At 44.1% G+C, this 24,285-nt stretch carries 23 protein-coding genes; 5 read left to right on the top strand and 18 right to left on the bottom strand.

Features of this window, described 5'->3' with window-relative positions; all coding sequences use genetic code 11:
- Positions 1–158: 158 nt before the first annotated feature.
- From C4S60_RS07680 to C4S60_RS07720, 8 genes are all read right to left on the bottom strand, one after another.
- The gene (locus C4S60_RS07680; RefSeq protein WP_103879764.1) at positions 159–308 is read right to left on the bottom strand and encodes a YoaH family protein; all 150 of its coding nucleotides are present in this window, start codon (positions 306–308) and stop codon (positions 159–161) included.
- A 79-nt stretch (positions 309–387) separates the two neighbouring features.
- Positions 388–1,506 (bottom strand): conjugal transfer protein TraF, encoded by a 1,119-nt coding sequence (locus C4S60_RS07685; protein WP_103879765.1) that lies wholly within the window; start codon positions 1,504–1,506, stop codon positions 388–390.
- Positions 1,507–1,598: 92 nt separating this feature from the next.
- Entirely contained in the window at positions 1,599–2,477 is an 879-nt protein-coding gene (locus C4S60_RS07690) for a DUF2861 family protein (protein ID WP_103879766.1), read from the bottom strand.
- Positions 2,477–3,136 carry a response regulator transcription factor VxrB gene (vxrB, locus tag C4S60_RS07695; RefSeq protein WP_103879767.1) on the bottom strand — a complete coding sequence of 220 codons (660 nt, stop codon included), beginning with the start codon at positions 3,134–3,136 and terminating at the stop codon, positions 2,477–2,479. Before vxrB ends, C4S60_RS07690 begins: the two co-directional genes overlap by 1 nt.
- Positions 3,111–4,505, bottom strand: a complete 1,395-nt coding sequence (vxrA, locus tag C4S60_RS07700; RefSeq protein ID WP_244183066.1) for a sensor histidine kinase VxrA — start codon at positions 4,503–4,505, stop codon at positions 3,111–3,113. Before vxrA ends, vxrB begins: the two co-directional genes overlap by 26 nt.
- A 722-nt stretch (positions 4,506–5,227) precedes the next feature.
- Positions 5,228–6,604, bottom strand: a complete 1,377-nt coding sequence (gene pntB, locus C4S60_RS07710) for a Re/Si-specific NAD(P)(+) transhydrogenase subunit beta (RefSeq protein ID WP_103879770.1) — start codon at positions 6,602–6,604, stop codon at positions 5,228–5,230.
- 9 nt (positions 6,605–6,613) lie between these two features.
- A complete protein-coding gene (gene pntA / locus C4S60_RS07715; RefSeq protein WP_103879771.1) occupies positions 6,614–8,152 on the bottom strand; it encodes a Re/Si-specific NAD(P)(+) transhydrogenase subunit alpha in 1,539 nt (512 codons plus the stop codon).
- A gap of 322 nt (positions 8,153–8,474) precedes the next feature.
- On the bottom strand, positions 8,475–8,750 hold the full coding sequence (locus C4S60_RS07720) for an HlyU family transcriptional regulator (protein ID WP_103879772.1): 276 nt from the start codon (positions 8,748–8,750) through the stop codon (positions 8,475–8,477).
- A 300-nt stretch (positions 8,751–9,050) separates the two neighbouring features.
- Between C4S60_RS07720 and C4S60_RS07725 the strand changes: the two genes are divergently transcribed.
- On the top strand, positions 9,051–10,289 hold the full coding sequence (locus C4S60_RS07725) for a GGDEF domain-containing protein (protein ID WP_103879773.1): 1,239 nt from the start codon (positions 9,051–9,053) through the stop codon (positions 10,287–10,289).
- A gap of 2 nt (positions 10,290–10,291) precedes the next feature.
- On the opposite strand, the gene C4S60_RS07730 is transcribed toward C4S60_RS07725, so the two are convergent.
- Both C4S60_RS07730 and C4S60_RS07735 read right to left on the bottom strand, forming a co-directional pair.
- Positions 10,292–11,248 carry a Solitary outer membrane autotransporter beta-barrel domain gene (locus C4S60_RS07730; RefSeq protein ID WP_103879774.1) on the bottom strand — a complete coding sequence of 319 codons (957 nt, stop codon included), beginning with the start codon at positions 11,246–11,248 and terminating at the stop codon, positions 10,292–10,294.
- Positions 11,249–11,408: 160 nt separating this feature from the next.
- Entirely contained in the window at positions 11,409–12,371 is a 963-nt protein-coding gene (locus C4S60_RS07735) for a GGDEF domain-containing protein (RefSeq protein ID WP_208623255.1), read from the bottom strand.
- 234 nt (positions 12,372–12,605) lie between these two features.
- Between C4S60_RS07735 and C4S60_RS07740 the strand changes: the two genes are divergently transcribed.
- Positions 12,606–13,046, top strand: coding sequence for a DUF3069 domain-containing protein (locus C4S60_RS07740; protein ID WP_103879776.1), 441 nt, complete (start codon positions 12,606–12,608; stop codon positions 13,044–13,046).
- A gap of 31 nt (positions 13,047–13,077) precedes the next feature.
- Here the strand turns inward: C4S60_RS07740 and modC are convergent, their stop codons facing one another.
- The 4 genes from modC to C4S60_RS07760 are packed head-to-tail and all read right to left on the bottom strand — an operon-like array spanning position 13,078 to position 17,111.
- Entirely contained in the window at positions 13,078–14,190 is a 1,113-nt protein-coding gene (modC, locus tag C4S60_RS07745; protein ID WP_103879777.1) for a molybdenum ABC transporter ATP-binding protein ModC, read from the bottom strand.
- Complete coding sequence (gene modB / locus C4S60_RS07750; RefSeq protein ID WP_103879965.1) at positions 14,187–14,879, bottom strand: molybdate ABC transporter permease subunit; 693 nt, start codon at positions 14,877–14,879, stop codon at positions 14,187–14,189. The genes modC and modB overlap by 4 nt, the downstream gene beginning before the upstream one ends.
- Before the next feature lie 4 nt (positions 14,880–14,883).
- Positions 14,884–15,642, bottom strand: a complete 759-nt coding sequence (gene modA, locus C4S60_RS07755) for a molybdate ABC transporter substrate-binding protein (RefSeq protein ID WP_103879778.1) — start codon at positions 15,640–15,642, stop codon at positions 14,884–14,886.
- Entirely contained in the window at positions 15,642–17,111 is a 1,470-nt protein-coding gene (locus C4S60_RS07760; protein ID WP_103879779.1) for a cobyric acid synthase, read from the bottom strand. The genes modA and C4S60_RS07760 overlap by 1 nt, the downstream gene beginning before the upstream one ends.
- 181 nt (positions 17,112–17,292) lie before the next feature.
- Between C4S60_RS07760 and C4S60_RS07765 the strand changes: the two genes are divergently transcribed.
- Both C4S60_RS07765 and C4S60_RS07770 read left to right on the top strand, forming a co-directional pair.
- Entirely contained in the window at positions 17,293–17,670 is a 378-nt protein-coding gene (locus C4S60_RS07765; protein WP_103879780.1) for a YgiW/YdeI family stress tolerance OB fold protein, read from the top strand.
- 112 nt (positions 17,671–17,782) lie between these two features.
- The gene (locus tag C4S60_RS07770; RefSeq protein ID WP_103879781.1) at positions 17,783–18,319 is read left to right on the top strand and encodes a hypothetical protein; all 537 of its coding nucleotides are present in this window, start codon (positions 17,783–17,785) and stop codon (positions 18,317–18,319) included.
- A 59-nt stretch (positions 18,320–18,378) separates the two neighbouring features.
- Here the strand turns inward: C4S60_RS07770 and C4S60_RS07775 are convergent, their stop codons facing one another.
- The 4 genes from C4S60_RS07775 to nrdD form a co-directional block, all read right to left on the bottom strand.
- On the bottom strand, positions 18,379–19,089 hold the full coding sequence (locus C4S60_RS07775; RefSeq protein WP_103879782.1) for an ATP-dependent zinc protease family protein: 711 nt from the start codon (positions 19,087–19,089) through the stop codon (positions 18,379–18,381).
- Positions 19,090–19,146: 57 nt separating this feature from the next.
- Positions 19,147–20,331, bottom strand: a complete 1,185-nt coding sequence (locus C4S60_RS07780) for an amino acid aminotransferase (RefSeq protein ID WP_103879783.1) — start codon at positions 20,329–20,331, stop codon at positions 19,147–19,149.
- Positions 20,332–20,469: 138 nt separating this feature from the next.
- Complete coding sequence (gene nrdG, locus C4S60_RS07785; RefSeq protein ID WP_103879784.1) at positions 20,470–20,940, bottom strand: anaerobic ribonucleoside-triphosphate reductase-activating protein; 471 nt, start codon at positions 20,938–20,940, stop codon at positions 20,470–20,472.
- Positions 20,941–20,972: 32 nt separating this feature from the next.
- Entirely contained in the window at positions 20,973–23,093 is a 2,121-nt protein-coding gene (gene nrdD, locus C4S60_RS07790) for an anaerobic ribonucleoside-triphosphate reductase (protein WP_103879785.1), read from the bottom strand.
- 326 nt (positions 23,094–23,419) lie between these two features.
- On the opposite strand from nrdD, the gene C4S60_RS07795 reads away from it, so the two are divergent.
- Positions 23,420–24,280 (top strand): endonuclease/exonuclease/phosphatase family protein, encoded by an 861-nt coding sequence (locus tag C4S60_RS07795; RefSeq protein ID WP_244183067.1) that lies wholly within the window; start codon positions 23,420–23,422, stop codon positions 24,278–24,280.
- The last annotated feature ends 5 nt before the right edge of the window (positions 24,281–24,285 follow it).

The raw sequence follows: 24,285 nt of genomic DNA on the forward strand, positions 1-24,285 counted from the left end.
AAGAGAATAGTCTCTTTGGGTGCGTTTACTTGTTGATTTCATAACACTCTCCAATTTCATGTTGGAAATGTGTCAACCTTATTTAGGACGGTACATGGGTTAAAAAAAAGCCCTCGAACGAGGGCTTTTGTGTGTTTTATTTGATGTGAATAATGCAGTTAGGATTGTTGGGCCGATTTTTCCTTGCGAATTTCTTCAGCAATAATTTTAATGGCCTGTGCAGTACTAATGCCCTGCTTCATCAACTCTTGGATTCGCTCGACCGCTGCCTGTTGCTCTTCATGACTTAGGGATAAATCATCAAACATGTCGTCCTCCACAAAAACGGAAACTAAATAATGCTGGGACTATAAACTATTTACAGCAGCAAGCAAACTGAAACGACGTTTAGTATGTCGCCAGGAAGTTGATCGATGCACCCATTGCTTGCGGTGAGGTATAACTCGCCGCAATAGCCAGTTCAATAATGTTCAATGGTGATAGGCCAATACCTGCCGTTATCGTACCTTCTGAGTCACGGGCCATGTTTTTCATATAACCTCCCCTCAACTGGATTTGTCGTAAAAGGTCAATTTCAACACCTGCTCTTAGCATACGGACATCATCATCAAACTGGGTAAACTTCTTTTCCGTATTAATGTCATAATCAACAGACAACTGGAAGTAGTCGGCAACAAATCCTCCACCTACTGTGTAAAGCGGTTGTAGTTGGTATTCATATCCATATTCAATAGTCCTTCCACCGACATTTACAACGCCACTGTCCGTTTGAATGTTTCGCGACAACATATTTTTTGCCGAAAAACCTACACGAAATGGTCCATGAAACCATAGCGCACCTGCGTCCAGGTTAAAGGCGGTTTCACCTAAAGCGTTTTCACGAATGTTACTTAGACTAAAATCATTCAACGAGCTCACTGATGTATAAGTGTAAATTCTCTGTAGCTTGGGTGTAATGCCAAAGGAAAGGTGCTGACCGAATAGTGTTTGATATTTCGCCAAGGACACACCCACTTCAGTCACTGCCACTGACGCCGTCTTTACAGCAGAACGCTGAGCTTTATCAACCGGGTCACTTCCGGTCGTATCAATATCCGGTGTTGCGATGTTCTCAACGTACGCCTTGCCAAATATATTCGCCGCAATAAGACGATTAGGAATACCAAATGCGACCGCGCCTCCAAAATCAACTTTCGCCTGTGTTCCGTTCAGTTCGTTCAGTCCCGCTTCACTAGGCGAGTTCATTACATTCTCGATTTTGTCCAGCATCTTGTCTTCATCGTTGTAACTAACGCCCAGACTCGGAATCAACATGCCTGCGTCATCATTACGTCGATATATGGCTGTAAGAGCCGGGTTATAAAAAGGGGCAGTCAGGTAAGTAGCCGATACGACTCCCGTTCCGCCCATCGCATCACCACGCGCATCAATTGCAAGTGTCGAGGCAACAACTGAGCCAGGTACGGAAAGCATGACTAAAGAGAGTAATTTGATTTTGGTTTTCATCTAAAAAATAACGCCGTTAATCCTTTGTGTAGGTGTTAACGGCGTTATCCATAGATTCTTTAATGGTTTCGCTTAAAAACGTGGTCTATTCATCAATCATCATCAGACACATCAAACGTTTTACTAATGATTTGTGCCCTTTCGAATAAAATGGGTCCCTGCCAGCGGCTTTGTTTCATTGAAACTGCCAAAACATAACGTTCAGGTGGAATGTTTTCTGTTTCAAGCGACGTCGGATAGTCCGATTCATATTCTTTCGCCCATACCTGAGTATACTTGCCACGTATGTAGTCATACAGTCCTACCTCAAGTTTAGGTAAAGGACAGTATTGATTGAGCAAAGCGTTCTTTTCGATTTTCCATTTGTCTTTTGAAGCCCAACGAACTGTTTGTTTCAACGCATTGTCAGTGAAGATCAACCATTGACTCCACTTTTCACCATCCTGTAACTGTACATCTAGGCGGTATAGACCCACCTCGAGTGGAGACGTAAGATTATAACGGATACCATAGGTCGCTTCATTAGTTACAGTGTCACCTAGCGAGTTGACATAGAACTCATTGTCGCTAGAAACTCTACGGTCTACCCACTTCTTCAGGCTAATATCTGAAATCACGCGTTGAGAATCCAGTTCGATCGCAGAAAGATACGTATCTCTTCCCGGACTTTGGATACTTTGTTGGCGAATTACCACAGACTTTAACCAATCGGGAAGTGGTTTCGATGAGTAACCCTTTCCACAATCCACTTCTAGAGATTGCAGAAACAAGCGGTTGATATGAGTTTTGATACTCCTCGAAGGTTGTTGTTGCCACTCTTCGACCAACGATTGAAACATGGATTCCAGATCACTGTTAAGGAGGTGACGATGCGCTTGGGTAATCGTAGTATTGTTTTCGAACCAGTCGGCACCAACGGAAGCTGATGCCGACAAGAGCGCAAGCGCAAACATTTTAGACGCTTTTGACATTAGCCTTTCATTTTGTAGCCAACACCACGTAATGTTTCAATTTCAAGTCCAGGTAACTTCTGTCTAAGTTGAAGTACGTGGGTATCAACAGTACGAGTTGTTGGAAAGTGGTTGTAACCCCAAACGTGGTCGAGCAATTCATCACGGGTGAACACTCGGCCTAAGTTGCTTGCAAGGAACAATAACAAGTCAAACTCAGTACGTGTCAGGGTAATAAACTCCCCTTTGTAGTTTACTTCGCGGGTCGCTTTATCAATAACCAGACTTTCTGTGGTCACTTTACTAGCGTCTTCAGTTTCCGCTTCAGGTGCTCTGAGCTGAGCACGGATACGGGCAAATAGTTCTGCTTCGGCAAATGGTTTAGTGAGGTAGTCGTTCGCACCTGCATCTAAACCGGTCACTTTGTCTTTTACCGTTACTAACGCCGTCAACAAAATGACAGGTACATCTTTGATCTTCTTCCAGCCAGCAAGATGCTCTACCGAGTCACCATCAGGTAGCTGTCTATCGAGAATTACCAAGTCTGCTTCTTCCCAATGCTGCTCGACTTGAGAGATCAGTTCAGCATGTAGGCAGTGATAACCCGCCAACTCCAAACTAACTAAAAGTCCGTCAGCTAGATTCTTGTCGTCTTCAACAAGTAGCAGTGTCTGTTTCACAAGGTATCTCCAAAATAAATGTTGTCGGTGGTCCAACTAGGGACATCTTGCCCCCCATTCGACCTACCATGGATTCTACTATAGTAAGGCCTAGACCTAAGCCCGCCTTACTTACAAATGGCTTTCTAAGCTCTCGCCAGTCCTTTGCAGTTAATTGTCCATTGTCTATGACTTCGATTCTTAGTGAATTTGAGGAAGTCACAACATTCAAACTTACAGGGGCTACACCATACTTAATCGCATTTCGTATCAAGTTATCGATACATGTTCCTAACCAATATATGTTGATTTTAGCTGCTACATCCTGATTAATAGTCAATTTTACGTCAGCTTCAAACTCTTCTTCGGCTTTAAAGCTTAACCAGTCCTGAACGGAAGGCAGCCATTCCGTCGCTAACGGCTTATTATCTGATTGCAGATAGTCTTTGCTGGCCTCAGCCAGTTGCCGTAAACGCCTTGTGTCTTCACAAAGTCTTCTGAACTCATCATATACAGTTTCTGGCAAGTGCTCAAATTCTCGCCTAAAACCCTCCACAGTGAGCGACAGACTCGCAATAGGAGTACGAAGTTCGTGTGTCAGGATCTGTAACACTAGCATACGACTTCTCATTTCCTGTCGTTTGGTATTCCAGCGGTAGATTGCCCAACCAATAACCAGTAGGATGTTTGCAATGATCAAACTGATCATGCTAATTCTTAATATGTCGGAATGATCCTCCACTTCCCAACAGAGGTTACCTCTTTGAACAAAACAGGTCGTGGTTTGTGCCGCGAGTTTAAAACTGAGCCCAGCCTCTTTTGCATTAGTGTTCCAGGTAGCCGATGTGAAAAGATAGTAAACATCCCCTCTCCTTAGCCACATCTCTTCGTTTTCAACAAACATAGATGAACCTTTGATTAACGAAATCACGGTAGGTTCATCCATTACTTGAAGGCGGCCAAGCAATGATCCAGGTGGAGCCAGTTCACGTTCCTTGATATGCATGAACTTTTGCAGTTCTTCTTTTTTATCAGGGTATCTAGTAATGTAGCGTGCAGCGTATGTTCCACCGCCAGGATGGATTAAACCGCTGCGTGCAAACCACTTGGTCGATAACTCTCGTCCTCCACACATCGCTCTGGTAAAGACTAACGGTTCAGTGATCAACGGGCTCAGTGGTAGTGTTCCACTGCAGTTCTCCGCCAAGCGGTATAACTGCTGAATTTCCTTCAAAGGATACTTGCTCGTTTGAGGAAGCATAGAGACAGGGGTGAGTAACTGAGTAGGATAATCAGCCTGAATTACACGGATATCATAGGATGCGGTTGCTTGCTCGTAATCAAAATAGCTTACAAATTTATCTATACGTTCTGGTAAAGACTCCGCCATTGCTGAAGAAGCAAAACCGAGTGGTATTGATATTAATATTGAGTACGCTAATTTCTTCAAACGAGTTTTCTTGTATGGTTCGAGATTGCAATGAAGTTTTACACATTATCGGTAAGAACTACGCCAAGTGCACGCAATTATTTTGTTAAATATTGGTAAGTTGACTAAATAGCAGGCAAAAAGGTTAGCTTTAGATGACCATTTTTATGTTGCTTGAGTTATTAACTGAAGAGACTTCCTATTCTACCTTTCAGTTTGGCTAACTTCAGTTCTTTCGTTCGTTTTTGTCGGAGAAGACTATCCGCAGTCAGATAACCTGGGTCAATACAAACCCTATACTCATCACTGTTCATAGGATAAAGAGAATTTACATCCCTGGCATTAAGCGCCGTGCAATCATCATGATTGCTCTTCAGTACGTGGTTTATACGCTCTAAAGATTCGAGGTGTGCAGCATAGTACTGCTTAGAGTCACGTACGTAGTTAATTGAACCTACCAAGATCAACATTGCGCACAAAGCAGCAAATAAAATGGTTCTCATCATGTGCACGTCTCCCCCTAAGGTCGAATTTAAGCTGATATCAGCGTTTTTGTCGTGCGCAGTTTATCAACCTTAATCGTGCCATTAAGTTATATGCTTTATAAACAAAAGTTATCAACCAAATGTCAGGCAAAAAAAAGCCTGCTCGACGCAGGCTTTTGTTACAACTTCGAAATGCTATTAAAGGTGCTCTAGAATGTGCAAGCACGACTCTTTCGCATCACCGAACAACATAGAGGTATTCTCTTTAAAGAACAATGGGTTCTGAACACCAGCATAACCCGTATTCATAGAACGTTTAAATACGATTACGTTCTGAGAATTCCAAACTTCAAGTACTGGCATACCAGCGATTGGGCTGTTTGGATCTTCTAGTGCAGCAGGGTTAACCGTATCGTTAGCACCGATAACCAGAACCGTATCTGTTTCACTAAAGTCATCGTTGATTTCGTCCATTTCTAATACGATATCGTATGGTACTTTTGCTTCCGCCAGAAGAACGTTCATATGACCTGGTAAACGACCCGCTACCGGGTGAATACCAAATCGTACTTCGACGCCTTGAGCACGGAGCTTTTCAGTGATTTCATGCACCGGGTATTGAGCTTGAGCCACCGCCATACCGTATCCCGGAGTGATGATCACTGACTTGCTGTTCTTGAGCATATCAGCAACATCTTCAGCATTGGTTTCTCTGTGTTCACCCTGCTCTTCATCATCTGAAATTACAATTTCCTGGCCAAATCCACCAGCGATAACACTGATAAAAGAGCGGTTCATCGCTTTACACATGATGTAGGAAAGAATTGCACCTGAAGAACCAACGAGAGCACCAGTCACGATCAACAGATCGTTGGCTAACATGAAACCCGCTGCCGCTGCTGCCCAACCAGAATATGAGTTAAGCATTGATACAACGACTGGCATGTCCGCACCACCGATTGATGCGACAAGGTGATAGCCAAACACAAAAGCAATCAGCGTCATAACAATAAGAGCAAGCATACTGCCATCAGCTTTAACAAAGTAAACCATCAACAGCGTCGAAACAACGATTGCTGCCAGGTTCCACTTGTGCTTGTGTGGAATGTTCAACGGTGAAGAAGAGATAACGCCACGTAATTTACCAAACGCAACAATCGAACCGGTAAAGGTTACAGCACCGATGAAGACGCCAAGGAAAACCTCAACCAGGTGAATAACATGTTCAGCATGTGTTGCAGCTTCCGGAGCATCGATATAGCTGTTGTAGCCAACCAATACGGCAGCTAGACCAACAAAACTATGAAGGATGGCAACCAGTTCTGGCATCTCCGTCATTTCAACACGTTTCGCGTAGAAAATACCGATAGCACCACCAATGGCCATTGCAATTATGATCCAGGCAAAGCCTTGCGCTTCTGGGCTGAATATCGTTGCAATAAGCGCAATCGTCATACCAGCAATACCGTAGTAGTTACCGTTACGCGCCGACTCTTGCTTAGACAATCCAGCCAAACTCATAATGAAAAATAATGCAGCTACAATGTAAGCTGCTTGTACTAATCCTGCAGACATTGTAACTCCCTATCTATCTTTGCGGAACATTTCAAGCATGCGCTTGGTTACAGTGAAACCACCGAAAATATTGATACTCGCGATCAACACAGCAATAAACGACAAGACAGACACAACACCGTGACCTTGTCCGATTTGCAATAAGGCACCTACTACAATAATGCCCGAGATAGCGTTTGTTACCGACATAAGCGGAGTATGGAGCGCGTGTGTAACATTCCAAACCACGTAATAACCAACAACACAAGCCAATACGAAGACCGTAAAATGAGAAAGGAAAGCTGCTGGTGCGACAGACGCAACCCAGCCAAAGGCACCTACACCTACTGCCAGACCGATCAATTTCTTGACTGGTGAAACAGGCTCTTCTTCTTTCTTCTCAGCAATAGGTTGCTCTTGCTTAGGTGGCGCAGGCTGAGCAGATACTTGAATCGGTGGTGCCGGCCATGTTACTTCACCCTCTTTAACGACAGTAACACCACGCAAAACGACATCTTCGAAGTCGATGTCAATGTTACCGTCTTTTTCTTTACATAGAAGCTTAAGAAGGTTTACAAGGTTCGTCGCATAAAGTTGAGAAGATTGAGTTGGCAGACGACCAACCATGTCGGTATAACCAATTACCTTAACGCCATTGTCTGTCGTAATAACTTTGTCAGCGACAGTGTACTCACAGTTACCGCCATTCGCTGCTGCGAGATCGACAATAACACTACCAGGCTTCATCGCATCAACCATTTCCTTGGTTACAAGCTTTGGTGCCGGGCGTCCAGGAATAAGTGCTGTAGTGATGATGATATCAACGTCTTTGGCTTGCTCCATGTAGAGCTCAGCCGCTTTTTTGTTGAATTCATCGGACATTTCTTTTGCGTAGCCGTCACCTGAGCCTGAATTCTCCTGATAATCAACCTCAAGGAATTCTGCACCCATTGATTCGACTTGTTCTTTTACTTCAGGACGAACGTCGAAAGAGCGAACAATCGCACCAAGGCTACCCGCAGCGCCAATTGCAGCAAGACCAGCTACACCAGCACCGGCGACCAATACTTTTGCTGGCGGCACTTTACCTGCAGCCGTAATTTGACCAGTAAAGAAGCGACCAAACTCGTGTGCCGCTTCAACAACCGCACGATAACCCGCAATGTTTGCCATTGAGCTCAGTGCATCAAGAGCCTGTGCACGAGAAATACGCGGCACTGAATCCATCGCCATCACATTGATGTTCTTGCTAGAAAGCTTTTCCATCAATTCTGGATTTTGAGCAGGCCAAACAAAGCTGACTAAGCTCGCACCATCTTTCAGGGCCGCGATTTCATCATCGTTAGGCGCATTCACTTTGAGGACCAGGTCGGAATTCCAAACCTCGTCTAATGTAGCGATTGTCGCTCCCGCGGCAACGTATGCTGCATCATCAAAACTTGCAAGCGAACCAGCTTGCGATTCAATTGAGACATCAAATCCCAACTTTAATAGCTGCTCAACCGACTTGGGCGTCGCAGCAACTCGCGTTTCTCCGGCGAGTGTTTCTCTTGGCACACCAATTTGCATAGCTGTTCCTTAACTATTGGCAGAAGTATTGTTCTTTTTTAACCAACGAAATTCATAACATCAAGCATTTTGTAATAAAAAGACAATATTTCATTACATATAACTGAAAGTAATGACTTTTAAACAGGTAGATCTAGTAAAAAAACCACGCCAAACCTGACATTTAGAGGTCATACCAGTAGTATATTACTCATTTATAGACGAATTTCGTGTAGGTAGGTCATATTATGACAATAATTACTGCAAGCAGATGACCAACATCAATTTATTCAATTAACTGATACTGGTCTTTCCAGAGTAAATTCTCATCAATAAATGGGTACTAAAAAATACTGTCACCCATCTGGTCTATAAACATCTGCGCTTTCTTGAGCATCAGGTCGTTTGCATCCGCTTCATTACCCACTACGTCGGAGCGAATAAAACGGTGCTCTTTCAGCTCACCTTCTATCTCTTTGGTGATTCGACCCGCGATACGATACTGACCATTTTCAGCAATGGACTCCTGATATATCAGGAACCCTTTGTATTCGACAGGTTCTGTCGTTTTGGCTTCCACAGGTTTACCGCCACCAAATAATTTTGAGAAGAATCCCACTTTAGTTACCTCTTATGCTACAGATCTTACATCATGTTGTAGGCTTTAAATGGAAGGGTCAACCGCCAGAGCACGGAAAGTGAACTTTGATTACAGAATCGTGGAGAATTTTATCCTGAATCCATCATAGACGTTGAATGTGGCATTCGGACTAAGTGTGATATTCGTTGTATGTTCGCTTTGAAAAAGCGTCACGGGTTTTGAACGTATTATTAACAAAACACTTGGCAAAACATCAAATTATCGTATCCTAATGCATTGAACTATCAACCATTATGAAGTACTTGAGTCATATTTTTAATGTCGACATCTTTTGCTAGCACAACTCTGTTTAGGTTGTTTATTCCTATTCTCATTATGGCGTGCGTTCTTAGCAGCGTAACCCATATTATTGCTGCGACTCAGGCAAATTCCGGTTTCGTCACAAACTTACCCTATATTCTGTTTAGTACCGCTTTTGCTTTGAGCCATACTTTTAAACAGTCCCGCATCGCTATGGTCGCGTTGTCTATGTTAATTGCTTATGGTGTCATACAGTTGCGCCTGCAAAGTCCTTTAACAACCGGTACAACGCTTTTAGAACTGTCATTGCTATGCTTTTTGCTCCCCGTTGCTTGCTGTCTGGCATTCTTATTCCCTGACACGGGCGTTAATGATAGAAGCATGTATATATTTGTCATTATCGTTACCAGCTTCTTATTGTGGAGCTACCTGATCCTGACCCACTTTTATACCGGAGGCTTCACCGGATTTGACCAGGATCTGCTTATAGCAATCCCTGAAATATCCCGCCTTCCGCTGATCTTAGTGCTGTATAGCCTTGCTGTTACGGGCGCAACGGGTATTTTCCTACTTAGTTACAATCGGCCAATCGATGCCGTCGTGTATTCCAGTATATTTCTCGCTAGTAGCACCTTTATTTTCTTCCACGTTCCCCATATATCGAGCACATTATTTTCACTCGCCGGAATACTGGTCATCATTTATGTCATCTCAGCCAGTCATCAAATGGCTTTTAATGATCGCCTGACTAACATTCCTGGTAGACGCGCTCTGGAAATGGATATGAAACACTTAGGACGTAAGTTTACAATTGCAATGCTAGATGTGGACCACTTCAAAAAGTTTAATGATACCTATGGGCACGATACCGGAGATGATGTACTGAAACTGGTCGCCTCCCGTATGCTTGGGGTTGGTGGTAACGCAAAAGTCTACCGATATGGTGGTGAGGAATTTACCATTCTGATTAAAGGCAAAACCGCAAAAGACAGTAAAGTACTTCTGGAACAATTGCGTAAAGAAATTGCCGACTACGAAATGGTGCTCAGAGATACGACACAACGTCCAGACAATCACAAAAAGGGCGCAAAAAACCGCGTTAGCGACAAAAATGGTTCTACCGTTAGTGTGACCGTAAGTATTGGAGCGGCAGACAGTAAAACCACGCGAAATCCAGATGAAGTACTAAAGAAAGCCGACAAAGCGCTGTATCTAGCCAAAGAAAAAGGCCGAAATCAGGTACAATGTGCTAGGTAAGCTCATTCCTGATTAAAGAAAAGAACGATGCTCCCACCTTTCAATGCACTGCCGTAGTTAACACTTAATCCGATCCCCACATTATCAACAAACTGTATATGGAATGGTGGCGTCATTAGCCACCCAACTGTACCTTCGTAGTAATGACTGGCTCCAAGAACGCCAAGAGTGTCACCGCCAATATCCACTCTACGTAAACTGGTATAAACAGTTTGAATTGACCTTCCCCAGTCGGCGACATCATAAAACAGCTTAGCTTCATTAGACCAATACCACCCTTCAGGCGTGCCTACATCGCCATCATTCGCCTTTCCCCAGCCAACCCCGGTAAAATAGTTAAACGAGGACTGGAACTTCACATCGCCCCAGCGCTTTCGGTTTTCATAATTGAACCCGATTTTAGGGTGGAAATTCGCAGCCCAGGCTGAGGTGTTAACAACCTTGCCATCAATGAAAGGTTGAAACAGTTTTGAGAGTTCCGAGTTAAAGTCATAATTACTATGTAAGTATTGTAGGTGGACGCCTACACCCGTTTGGAATTGCCAATGCTCACTGAAGCGAATATCTTGCTCATAGCCAGAAAACACACCCAAAACATACTTAGTGTGATTATCTGGGCTCTCCAATATTTCATCTTCAATCTTAAGTGCGGAAAAGCGTACGACGCCACGCTGTTGAAAATCATTGTTGTTCCTGAGTGAAAACGTCAACGGTAGAGATGAAACAGCAATGTTCTTCCTTAGATCCAGTGCTTCTTTCGAGCCAATGTTCTCATTATCAATATTGAGCAATGTATTAGGATCAAAATCTTTAAAGCCAAGGGTCAAGGCATTGCTGTCAGTCAGAATGATCGCAGCGGCAAAGTCCTCTTCAAAAATGTCACGAAACAAGGGGTTTGCCTGAACTTGCGTAGACACGGCACATATACCGACAAGGAGTATAGTTCTGGAAGTAGACACACAGTTCCTTTTACAGCTGGATAGTTCATCTGACCATAATAAAGCGCAGACCAGGTCTTTGGAGTAACACTTTGTAATAGTAGTCTATTTGACAGAAAGAGAGTTTTTTCAAAGAGCAAGCTCTTACGGTGAGAGCCTGCTGAATAATAGACGGGCAATTCTAAGTTAGTGTACTCAGGAAGTCGCTCTCAAGAGCTGTAACATAGCGATTTCGCCCAGTTCGTTTCGCCTGATACAACAGCTTGTCAGCTTTTTCATACAGTTCATTTATAGTTTCATTCCCTTCTGGAATCATTGAGGAGACACCAAGTGACAACGTCACTGCGTCGGCTGTCGGTGAGTATTCATGAGGAATACCCAATTGACTAACGCCTTCCCGAACGCGGGCAGCATGTTCTTCGGCCTCTTCGATGCCACACTTTCCAAGGAGAATCACAAACTCCTCGCCACCATATCTACCCACATACTCACCACTCCTTGTAAACAATCCATCCAGATATTGGGCGATATGAATTAAACATTGATCCCCTTCTGTGTGCCCATAGTTGTCATTGAAGGCTTTAAAATGATCAACATCCATCAATATGACAGAGAGAGGCATTTGGTGCCTGCCATGCCAGTGAATAAGCTCCGACAGTTTCTTGTCCATATATCGTCGATTAAATAGCTTGGTCAGGCCATCTTCATTCGCCTGATGCAATAAAGCTCGATTGGCTTCTTCCAGTTGGGCACTCGCCTGCTTGAGCTCTCTACGCATATGAGCAATTCTTTGCATCGCCACTAATTTGGATTGCAGAACGATTTTGTTAACGGGCTTAACCAGATAATCATCCCCGCCCGCTTCGATCGCTTTTGCGATCATCTCTGGTTCGTCATGACTGCTCAGAAAAATGATCGGAATCCAGTCAGCTTGATAGCGGCGACGAATTTCTGCTGCTACCTGAAAGCCGTCCATTTCGGGCATTGAGATATCAAGGAGAATTAATTCAGGATCAAAATCTGGATAGATTGCCAACGCTTCACGACCGCTGGCAGCGACCTCTACATGATGGCCGAGTTGCTTAAGGCGTATCTGCAACTGCATGCGTTCTAACTGCGCATCGTCTACAAGAAGAATTCTCATTGAAGAATCCATAGATATCATAAGCTTCCTTGCCTCTACATAGCCTGCCTTAATCATTCAGGTATATCACATATTAGAACATTATTCACTCAATCCCACATTTTTGGGATTATAACGCATTGTTTACCTTGATTTGCCCAACAATAAGGAGGATTTTAGCGCCAAGTTAGATTATCATTGGGTTTTCTGATGCTTTTCCTTGTATTAGCAAACATTGTTTATTGAGAAATATCTATGTCTGAGACACAAAATAACGAGTCAACCAAAGTTGATCTAGAGTTGGTATCACCTGAATTACGTCAGGTAATTCAATTTGATGAGGTGCCTGAAGAACTACACAACATGGTGGTATCTATTCACGAAGTAACGGAAGAAGCCGTTCGTGAAGCGTGGGATGCTTTACCAGCAAGTGCTCAAAACATTCTTGATAACTTTGAGCAGTTCCATGCATTAATCTCAGTCAGCCAGGCATTCGCTGGGGTAAGCGCAATGGAAGAATTCACAACGATGGACTTCCCGGCGGACATGAACGACGAAGAGAAAGAAGACTATCGTGCACAATTGCTTGATAAAGTTCTGCAGAACTGCATCAAAGATATGGTTAAGCAGATCAAAAAAGCTCGCAGAGATGCAATTTTGAAACGTGACTTCAAAGAAGTGTTCGAAAAAAAATAGTTTTTAAAAAGAGCCACATTAGTGGCTCTTTTTAAAACTGAGGTTCTAATGCAACGTCTTTTTGAGAAACACTGACACCCTTTATCTGCGCCACGACCTTTTGCCCGACCTCCAATTCAAGATCATCAATAGCCCACTGCGTTACTGTCGCGAGTAATTGTTGGTAATTTGTGAGTTCCAGTACGACTTCAACACTCTGACGAGACGTCCCTTTACCACCAAGATTTATCGATTTGACAACACAGGATAAAACATTGCGGATTGACGTTTTTTGTGGACGTTCAAGCGCGATAGACACGTCATTAGCCCGGACTCTGAGCCTTACATTCTCCCCGACAATGCCTTCTGTATGTTGGACCCACAGATAGTGCTTCGGTGTTAATGCGACTTTGGTAAGACCGTAATAGCGATTTTGCTCAACAATTTCACCTTTGAATAGCGAGCTTTTTTCAGAGAACGATTGCCATGACTGCATGATGTTGGAGCTCCATACTCGTTCAATCGTATCGCACAGCTCAACCTGACCATCCTCAATAACCACCATATTCTGAGCCAGACGTAATATCTCATTAAGACTATGAGTTACATACAGTATTGGGATATCAACCGAGGAAGAGAGCTTCTCTAAAAATGGCATGAGTTCTCGCTTTCTGGAAATATCCAAAGAAGCAAGAGGTTCATCCATCAGTAAAATCTGAGGTTTGCTGAGTAACGCCCTGCCTATTGCCACGCGCTGTTTTTCACCACCAGATAAACTTGATGGGTATCGGCCTAATAATTCCTCAATTGCTAACAATGTAACGATTTCTGAGAAATGCTGCTGGCAGAACTTAGTGACGCCGTAACACAAATTACGTTTCACGGTCATATGGGGAAATAACCGCGAGTCCTGAAACACATAGCCCACCTGACGGTTTTCGATCGCCACATTGATGCCATTCTCAGAGTCAAACAATAAGCGGTCAGCGACTTCAATCACGCCGGCATCTGGCTGAACCAAACCACTGATTAAATTAATTAGTGTTGTCTTACCTGCACCGGAACGCCCAAATATTGCCGTAATTCCCCTTGCAGGAAGCTTCGCCTTCAACTGAAAGGCTTTGTCAGAAAATTGCTTGGTAACGTCTATACGAATCTCAGTCATTTTGCCACACCCAATCTATGGCTCATCCAGCGGTTTAATCCTTCAGCAAAGTAGAGCGAAGCTAGTGAGATTAGAATTGAGATAATACACAAACGCATAGCTGCATCCTCTGCCCCCGGTGTTTCCAGAAAATTATACATAGCCAACGGAATAGTTTGCGTTTCACCAGGTATGTTAGATACGAAACTGATGGTCGCACCAAACTCCCCCAAACTTCTGGCAAAAGACAACATCGTGCCACTAATCACTCCTGGTATTACCAAAGGAAGCGTAATGGTAAAGAAAACTTTTATGGATGAAGCGCCTAATGTACGGGCTGCTTGTTCGAGTTTGTTATCCACGCTATCCATTGACAGCCTGATAGAACGAACCATAAGCGGCAAAGACACAATCATGCATGCTAGCACCGCCCCTCGCCAGCTGAAGCTGAAGCTGATGCCCGTCAGTTCATAAATAAAGCGCCCAACAAAGCCTTGTCTTCCCATCGAAACAAGTAATAAATAGCCAATGACAACGGGCGGCAATACCAAAGGAAGGTGAACAAGACTGTCAAGAATACTCTTTCCCAAAAATTCCTTTTTGCTCAATAGCCAGGCGAGAAAAAGTCCAATAGGTATCAACCAGACCAGAGCAACTGCTGCCACCTTAAGACTGAGTAGTAATGCCTGTATTTCATATTCTGTTAGCATAATATTATTGAACACTCTTACCGACGACAAAGCCAAAGTGCTTCAAGATCTCCTGCCCCTTGTTGGACTGTACAAACGCTGCAAATGCTTCTGAGTGTGGTTCCTGATTCAGTGCAACCATAGGATACACGATCGGCTCATGACTGTTGCCGGGAAACTCTGCGACTACCTTGACCTGATGACTGGCCATCACATCCGTTTGATAAACCACCCCAAGCGGTACTTCATTCCGCTCCACGAGAGCCAAAACCTGTCGAACATTACTCACCGGCGCAAGCTTCGAACGCACAACTGGCCACACACCCAGTGATTCTAGAGACTGCTTGCTATATATACCAACAGGAACTGAAGTCACAGTTCCGACGGCAAGCCGATCATCCCCGAGGGTCCTCAACCACTCTTGTTGTGAAGTGATATCAAAATTGTCAGTTATCTGACGCGATTTATTGGTGACTAAAACGAGCTTATTTCGTGCAATGTCAACGATACGATCTTCACTGACGATCCCCGTTCCTACCAAATAATCGACCCATCGGGTGTTTGCAGATATAAAAATATCAGCAGGTGCCCCTAGTGACACCTGACGTGCAATTGACGAAGAACCGCCATAGACCGTGGACACATCATAGTGACTGTTCTGCTTGAACTCCATTGTTAGCGCGTCTACTGCATTAGTCATCGAAGCAGCCGCATATACATGTAGCTTATTGGCAAACGCAAAAGGTGACAGCGTCACCAATGCGGTCAATAAAAACGTCTTCATCAAACCTTTAACCTTAAGTCTGGCCATAATTGGTGTAAATCCAGATGGTTCTCTATCGCATCAGCAATGGTATCCAGCGCCTGTTCTTTTTCTTCTTCGATGGAAAAATGACTGAGCGACTCACCGTTAACCCAGTCTGCCAATACAGTGATAAACTCTGGACTGTCAAGTATGCCATGAAGATAGGTGCCAATGACTTGATTGTCTTCACTAATCGCACCATCTTTAGCACCACCACTAAAAACAAGAGGTTGATGACTGTTAATTGTGGATTGTCCCGCATGAATTTCATAACCCTTCACTGGGACGGTTTTATCGTTGAGGGTGAATGTCCCACTCATATTGGTTAATTGTTTTTCAGGCTGCAATTCGGTCACAACGTCCAAAAGGCCAAGTCCTTTGCTAGAGCCCGCAATACCTTCAATGCCTAGGGGATCATGAATGGACTTACCTAACATCTGAAAACCGCCGCAAATACCTAAAACTTTACCACCAAAACGTAAGTGTCTTAGCAGTTCTTTGTCCCAACCCTGCTCCCGTAGATACGCAAGATCATCACGGACCGATTTTGTTCCCGGTAGAATGATTAAATCTGCACTACCAATGCTTTCACCTTTACCCACATATCGGAAGTCAATATCAGGGTGTAATCGCAGTGCATCAAAGTCGGTGTGATTGCTAATACGGGTTAGAACGGGAACCGCTACGTTAAGTTTACTGTTCTTTGATACCGTTTGACTGGCGTTGATTGCGTCTTCAGCTTCAATATTGAGGCCATGGATATAGGGCAACACCCCTATTACAGGTTTTCCCGTCTTTTTTTCCAACCAATCAAGGCCAGATTCGAGCAGCGAGATATCTCCACGAAAGCGATTGATCACGAATCCGATTACGCGGTCCTGTTCTGATTGGGATAGCAGTGCAAGCGTCCCATACAAATGGGCAAAAACGCCGCCTCTGTCGATGTCAGCAACAATGATCACAGGAACGTCTGCCGCCTCCGCAAAGCCCATGTTAGCGATGTCATTCTCTCGCAAGTTAATTTCGGCGGGGCTCCCGGCTCCCTCTATCATGATCGCATCAAACTCTTTGGTCAGTTTGGAAAACGAGTCCAGAACATATGGCATTGCCGTTTTTTTATAATCATGGAAACCCGTCGCATCCATGTTGGCGTAGGCTTTGCCCTGTATGATAATCTGAGCCCCAACATCTGAATTAGGTTTGATTAACACCGGATTCATATGGACAGTCGCTTCAACACCAGCAGCTTGAGCCTGAACCGCTTGAGCACGACCTATCTCACCACCATCCTGAGTGACGGCACTGTTTAATGCCATGTTTTGCGATTTAAAAGGGGCAACCTTAATCCGCCTCCTTGCCAATACCCGGCACAGTCCTGCCACCAGCACACTTTTACCGGCATCGGAAGTGGTGCCCTGAACCATTAACGCTTTTGAAGTGAGGAGCATGTTGTCTCATGTATCTAAGAAGTCTTTGGTTAGTTTACCTTTTTTGTCGACAAGACCCAAATAATCACCCATCGAAAATTTCCTGAATTGAAAATGAATACTCACCTCAGCATTCGTTAAGTTAGCGACTGGTGTAATGAGTCCTGTTGACCTACCTAACAAGCTATAAAGGAACATCACCATGAAAAAAACAGCCTTAACTCTTGTCGCAGCACTCGTACTTACACCAACACTCGTGCTGGCCAAAGACGGCGGACATCGAGACCACCAAACCGGAGGCATTGTTTACACCGGTCCAGTGGAAACAGCATCTATAACTGATCTTCTCGCTGATACGAGTATGTTTACCGAGAAACACGTTATCGTTGACGGGTATTTGGTCAGGCAGCTCAAAGGAGACAAGTTTATCTTCAGTGATGGTAGTGCAGAGATCCAAGTTGAACTCGATGACATCCGACTATCCTCTCCCATCAATAACGAGACCAAAATCCGTATTTTTGGTGAGTATGAAGGGGGTAATACGCCAGAAATTGAGGTAGAGCACATTCAAATAATGTAAGGAAAATCACGACATAAGTTAAAATGGTCTGTATCTTGCAGGCCATTTTTCTATATACTGGACAAATCCATTTATAGAGACTATGTCGAATCCAATTTATCACGGAGTTCTCATGCTAGGTAAAGCAAGCCGTACTGCCCTGTTAACCATGGCAGTCGTCGCCCCAGCGTTGGTTCACGCTAACAATTTTAATTACAATTCCTTTCAAGTGCGCCTTGGAGCCAACCCCGGTACAATTGGTACAGAGTTCACCACCTTTTTTACATCAAATACCCACTTTGTCGCCCGAGCTGACAGTCGTTTTGAAGGCGACTGGGATATTGCCGGCGGTATTGGATTCAATGGTCCAATCGGACAATTCGCTGACGCGTATGGGCAACTTCTGGTTCACAACGTAAAAACCAAAGAGGATGAGAAGTTTAATAGTGAATTTATGTCCGAGTTTAATATTGGTTCCCGTATCTGGCTGCTTCAAAACGTTGAAGCGAACGGCCACATTGGTATGCTGAACCGTCGTGATAAAACCGTGTTTATCTGGAGCGCAGGCGCGCGTTTCCACTCTACCGACGCGTTGTCACTAGGGGCAAATGTGAAAGACGGTGGTGTCTACGGGCCTCAAGTAGAAATGTCCGTCAGATTTGAGTTCTAACGCCTTAGCGTAGAATTATGAGTAAAAAAATGGCTTTCCTCTCAGAAAGCCATTTTTTGTTATTTACTCGATGGTTTTGGCTGGACGTACTTGCGACCGACGTCGACAACCGCAATATCCCTAAAGAAACTGCGTCCGAGTAGCACTGGGTATTTCAAGTGAGTTCTGTCTGCAAGTGTAAACTCTGTCTTACTTGTCATATCACCAATCTTGATCACTGATAAAACCACAGCACGCTTATCACTCTCTTCTGAACTAGACTGTTTGACTTTAACCCATCGCTCAACAGGCATGCTCATCTCTTTAGACTCGACACCATTGTGCTTAACTTTAAATTTCACCCAGTCTTTTCCATCTCGCTCAAAGGGTACGATGTCAACTGCACTTAATGAAGAAGTTGTCGCACCAGTATCAATGCGTGCTTTTGTTGTAACCTTCATATCCACAAGGCGAACATATTCCTGCTCACCCAGAATAAGCTTCCCTTCCTCAGTTTTTACCGGAGCGGGTTTTGCGGCAGGTTCTTCCGGCTTGATTTCGGGCTTTTCTTCGGGCTTAGTTTCTACTACTGGCTCTGATTTCACCTCTTCAACTACAGGTTCTTTTTTTTCTGCTTCAGTAGCAACTTTGTCTGTTTCTTTTTTAGCAACCTCTATTTCTTGAGAAGGTTGCTCAGTTTGTGGCGGACTCACTGGCTCAGTTTGCGTTGTAGAACATGCAACCAAGCCACCACTTAACATCAGTGGTAAAATCACTTTCCACGATTTCATTCATTCACCTTTATTATTGTCTGATTGTTTAAATGGCTCATCGCCAACTTGTATTGATTACTGACTGACCGCCGCCAACGCATTAGCTACATACGGTAATTGAGTCTCAGATAATCCAGCAATATTAATGCGACCATCGTCAACACCGTAAATGGCAAATTCACTACGAAGACGTTGCATCTGCTCTGGTGTAAATCCTAGCACAGTAAACATGCCTTTGTGAGACATGATAAAGTCAAAGTCATTCGAAGAATGCGTATTTTTCAGTTCTTTACAAAGCCCGTCACGTAATGAGACCAAACGTTGCTGCATTTCTGACAGCTCAGTCGTCCACATATTTGTCAGATATTCATCTGCCAGGATAGTTTTAACCAGTGCGGCTCCATGATCTGGTGGCATCGTATACGTCGCGCGAGCAAGGGTCAGCAGTTTTCCCTTTGCATTTGCCGCTTCTGTGGCATTTTTACCAATTACAATGGCAGCACCAGTACGCTCGCGGTACAAACCAAAATTCTTAGAGCAAGAGGTCGTAAGCAACATCTCTTCCACATTTTCAGCCATAAAGCGTAGCCCATAAGCATCTTGCTCTAACCCATCACCAAAACCCTGATATGCAACATCGACAAAGGGAACAAAGCCATTGTTGACACTCAGTTCAGTGATGGTTTTCCAATCTTCAAAAGAGATGTCAGCACCCGTCGGGTTGTGGCAGCAACCGTGTAGCAGCACCACATCACCTTTGCCTGCCTGACTGATATCCGTCAGCATCGCCTCTCTGTCCACCTGTTTAGTGGCCACGTCGAAGTAACGATAGAATTTGACGTTTAGCCCAGCGGCTTCCATCACCGGTTTGTGATTGACATAACTAGGATTAGACAACCAAACCGTCGTTCCAGGTTGCGCGACATTCAGCAAATCACCGAGCATTCGAAGACCACCACTTGCGCCCGGTGTTTGAATTACAGACATTCGGTCGTAAATGGGGGTTTCGCCGAATACCACTTTGGCGATACTTTGATTGAATTCTTCGCAACCAGCCAAACCTACATAGGCTTTTGTCTGTTGTTCTGCGGTAACTATACGCTGAGCTTCAGCGATTGCCTTCATTATTGGCGTTTGACCTTCGCTATTTCTGTAGACACCGATACCCAAGTCAACCTTGTCGGTACGAGTATCATTTCTATAAGCAACGGAAAGAGAAAGAATAGGATCGAGCGCTGGCTCTGATAATTGGGAAAACATGAAAGTCACAACCCTTTGAAATTCAAGTAATGGGCATCACGTTATCATTAGATTAAAATTTTTGAAATAGTTTTGTTATAACTGGTCATGTAACGAGGTGTACAAAAAAGGGAGCATTACGCCCCCTCAGTTCATATCTTAAATGTCTGTGAATCGGTGTATCACCTGATTAGAACTACCACGCCATTCAAGCTCAGGATCCGCAAGATCCTTTTCAAACTTACCATCCACCAGAACATCAACAAGATCAATCACCTCTTTTTGTTCGGACGTTAGCTCATCAAGCAGATAACCGCTCCACAGCCAGATGTCTTTACCAGAACACTCACGCTTGACTCGCTGAACCAACTTCAGCACCGCTGCAACATTCGCGGGATGTAGTGGATCCCCTCCTGACAACGATAAGCCCCGTTTTTTTATACGAGTGTCGTTGAGATCAGCAATGATTTGGTCTTCCAGGTTCTGTGTAAACAGATGGCCAGAATGCAATGACCATGTAGCCTGGTTGTAGCAACCACGACACTGATGAATGCAACCAGAAACGAAGAGAGTACACCGCGTACCGGGTCCATTAACCACGTCGATGGGGTGATACTGATGATAATTCATTGGCGTCTCTCTACTGTTTCTATTCTTGCTGATTAAAGGTGCTTAACGCGACGCTTTACTTCTTCTTGTTTACCGAAGTTGAACGGTCTTGCATCAGGACTTCCTAAATAGCCGCATACTCGGCGCGTTACTGACACTCGAGTTGAGTCATGATTGCCACACTTAGGGCAAGTAAAGCCTTTACTGGTACAATCAAACTCACCCATGAAGCCACATTCGTAACATTCATCTATAGGCGTATTGGTTCCGTAGTAAGGTACTCGACTGTAGCTGTAATCCCACACATTTTCGAGCGCTTCGATGTTGCGCTGCATGTTTGGAAATTCGCCATAGCAAATAAAGCCACCTGATGAGACCTCTGGATACGGCATTTCAAAATCAATTTTATCGTATGGATTGACTTTCTTCTGCACATCGAGATGGAAGCTGTTAGTGTAATAACCTTTGTCGGTCACACCTTCAATCACACCAAACTCTTTGGTATCAATCTGACAGAAACGACTGCACAAGTTTTCACTTGGTGTTCCGTACAAACTGAACGCATAACCGGTCTCTTCAGCCCATTGGTTTACTACTTTTTTCATGTATTTGATAACGTTAAGCGCCATCTCGCGCATTTCGCTGTCGTCATACATATGGACTTCGTTACCAAACAGCGCTGTCACCATTTCGTGGATACCAATGTAACCCAGTGAGATAGACGAACGACCGTTTTTAAAGATTGGTGCAATAGAATCATCTGCTTTTAGACGCACACCACAAGCACCTTCCATATAGAGAATCGGGGCGACACGCGCTTTCACTTTCTCAAGACGGCTGATTCGTGTTTCTAATGCTTTACGGGCAAGAGTCAAACGGTCATCCAGTAGCTCATAGAACTTGTCTACACTGCCCTTCGCTTTAATCGCGATACGAGGCAGGTTAAGGCTGACAACGCCTAGATTGTTACGACCTTCATGTTGTAGCTCACCATTTTCTTCGTAAGTACCCAAGAAACTACGACAACCCATCGGCGTCTTAAATGATCCGGTAACTTCTACCACTTTGTCGTAGTTAAGGATGTCCGGGTACATACGTTTAGACGCGCACTCTAACGCCAATTGCTTAACGTCGTAGTTAGGATCTTCAGACTTATGGTTTAATCCATCTTTAATGGCGAAAACCAGTTTAGGGAATACCGCTGTCTTGCTGTTTTTACCTAAACCCGCGATTCGGTTCTTAAGAATGGATTTCTGTATCAGCTTCGATTCCCAACTTGTACCGAGACCAAAACCAAAAGTGACAAATGGTGTTTGACCGTTCGCTGTGTGCAAGGTGTTTACTTCATACTCCAGAGATTGGAATGCGTCATAACACTCTTTCTCTGTTCTTGCTGCCGCAAAGTCCTCAGGAGCATGAATATCCCACTCTTTTGCAATCTGCAGGTGTTTGTCATAACTGGCTGTCACGTACGGCGCTAAAACTTCATCAATACGGTTGATAGTTGTACCGCCGTAGATATGGCTTGCTACCTGCGCAATGATTTGTGCCGTTACTGCCGTTGCAGTGGAAATAGATTTAGGGGTATCAATTTCAGCATTACCCATCTTAAAGCCATGGGTCAGCATTCCTTGCAGATCGATGAGCATGCAGTTAAACATCGGGAAGAAAGGTGCGTAGTCAAGATCATGATAGTGAATGTCGCCCACATCGTGCGCCTGAACGACGTCACGAGGCAAAATACGTGTTTTCGCATAGTGCTTAGCAACAATACCGGCTAGCAAATCACGCTGAGTCGGGATCACTTTACCGTCTTTGTTCGCGTTTTCGTTGAGAAGATCAGCATTGCTCTCTTCGATCAAGCCTTCGATCTCTTTTGTCAGAGCACTTTTCTTTTCACGCGCAATGTCACGATCATGACGGTATTCGATATAAGAACGAGCAAGACCTTTATACGGTCCCTGCATCAATTCATTCTCAACCAAAGTCTGAATTTCTTGAATGTCTACGTGTTCGCAATCCTGCAGTTTGAGCTCTACCGCCAAAGCGACATTTTTAGCGTAGATTCCCAGCTCTTTATCTGCATGTTCCGCCGCACTTACCACAGCAGCTTCAATACGATCCTTTGTAAACGGAGCACGAGAGCCATCTCTCTTGATTACGATTGTTTTCACCCTTTCTCCTTACCCCTAGCATACTCACAGACTTATCCACAAACACACTATATAGGGTTGTTACTTTTTATTCTGACACAATATATTGTGGTGTATTTAACGAAAAGCACCAACCCAAAGTATTGATGTAGATCAACAAAAGCAGGGTGATGAACAATAAGAATTCAATCTAGATGAACTAGATCCCATATAGAATGAAAACAAAATTAAATGGCAAAAATGAGCTATTTTAAGTTGATTTTTTAGCAAGGCTTGCGGCACATTGGCTGGAGAAGATTCATGAGAATTCAAGGCCGATGATTAGATTAATCTGTTATTTAAAAAATATGTCGTTAGTGGCTTTAGCTATAAGCCTTTTTCCTACAACTGGCTATGCGTTAACCTTATCGACATGGAACATTGAGTGGTTATCCATTACTCCCTCGCAAAGGATCCCTCAAAGCCAACGCTCGACCGAGGACTTTCAAGCCCTTTCTGATTATTACTCTACACTGTCTCCTGACATTTTGGCTTTTCAGGAAGTCGACAGCATAGAGGCTATTCAGAAAGTTGTTGGTTCAGGCTATCGGTTTTACCTCTCTGACAGAGCACTGCCCGCAAACAAAAGGTTACAGTTTTCAGAGATCAATCAATACACCGGATTTGCTATCCGGGACACCGTACAGGTCACAGACCGCCCTGATTTCCCATTAACAAAGGGCGAACGTTTGCGTTTTGCCAGTTCAGTACAGATTAAACATCAAGGACAGGTCATCAATCTTCTGTCTGTTCATTTGAAAGCGGGGTGTAGCGGAAAGTACACCAACACCTCATCTTGCCGTACTTTGTCCCAGCAAGGACAAACACTGAACCAATGGTTGAAACAAATGGAGCGACAAGGAGAGTCGTATATTGTGCTAGGTGATTTTAATCATAACCTCGCTTTTCGCGGCGACTGGTTATGGACAACGATCACCGAAGGTCTCGCCTCCTCTCCTCGTCTCACCACCAAGGAGACTCAAGCTGTCTGTAAAGTGAAGTCGCGTAAAAACCCTGATAAAACTCATCGATTTCGATCTCTGATTGACCATATTATCGTGAGTCCGGACGTTGGAAGTACTACTGCGATTCAAAACCCTATGCCTACAGAGCAGGTGCTCGGATATCAAATGAGTGATCACTGCCCTGTAACCATAGAGTTGAATTAGCCCAA

It is taken from the genome of Vibrio hangzhouensis, from assembly GCF_900107935.1.
Classification (GTDB): domain Bacteria; phylum Pseudomonadota; class Gammaproteobacteria; order Enterobacterales; family Vibrionaceae; genus Vibrio; species Vibrio hangzhouensis.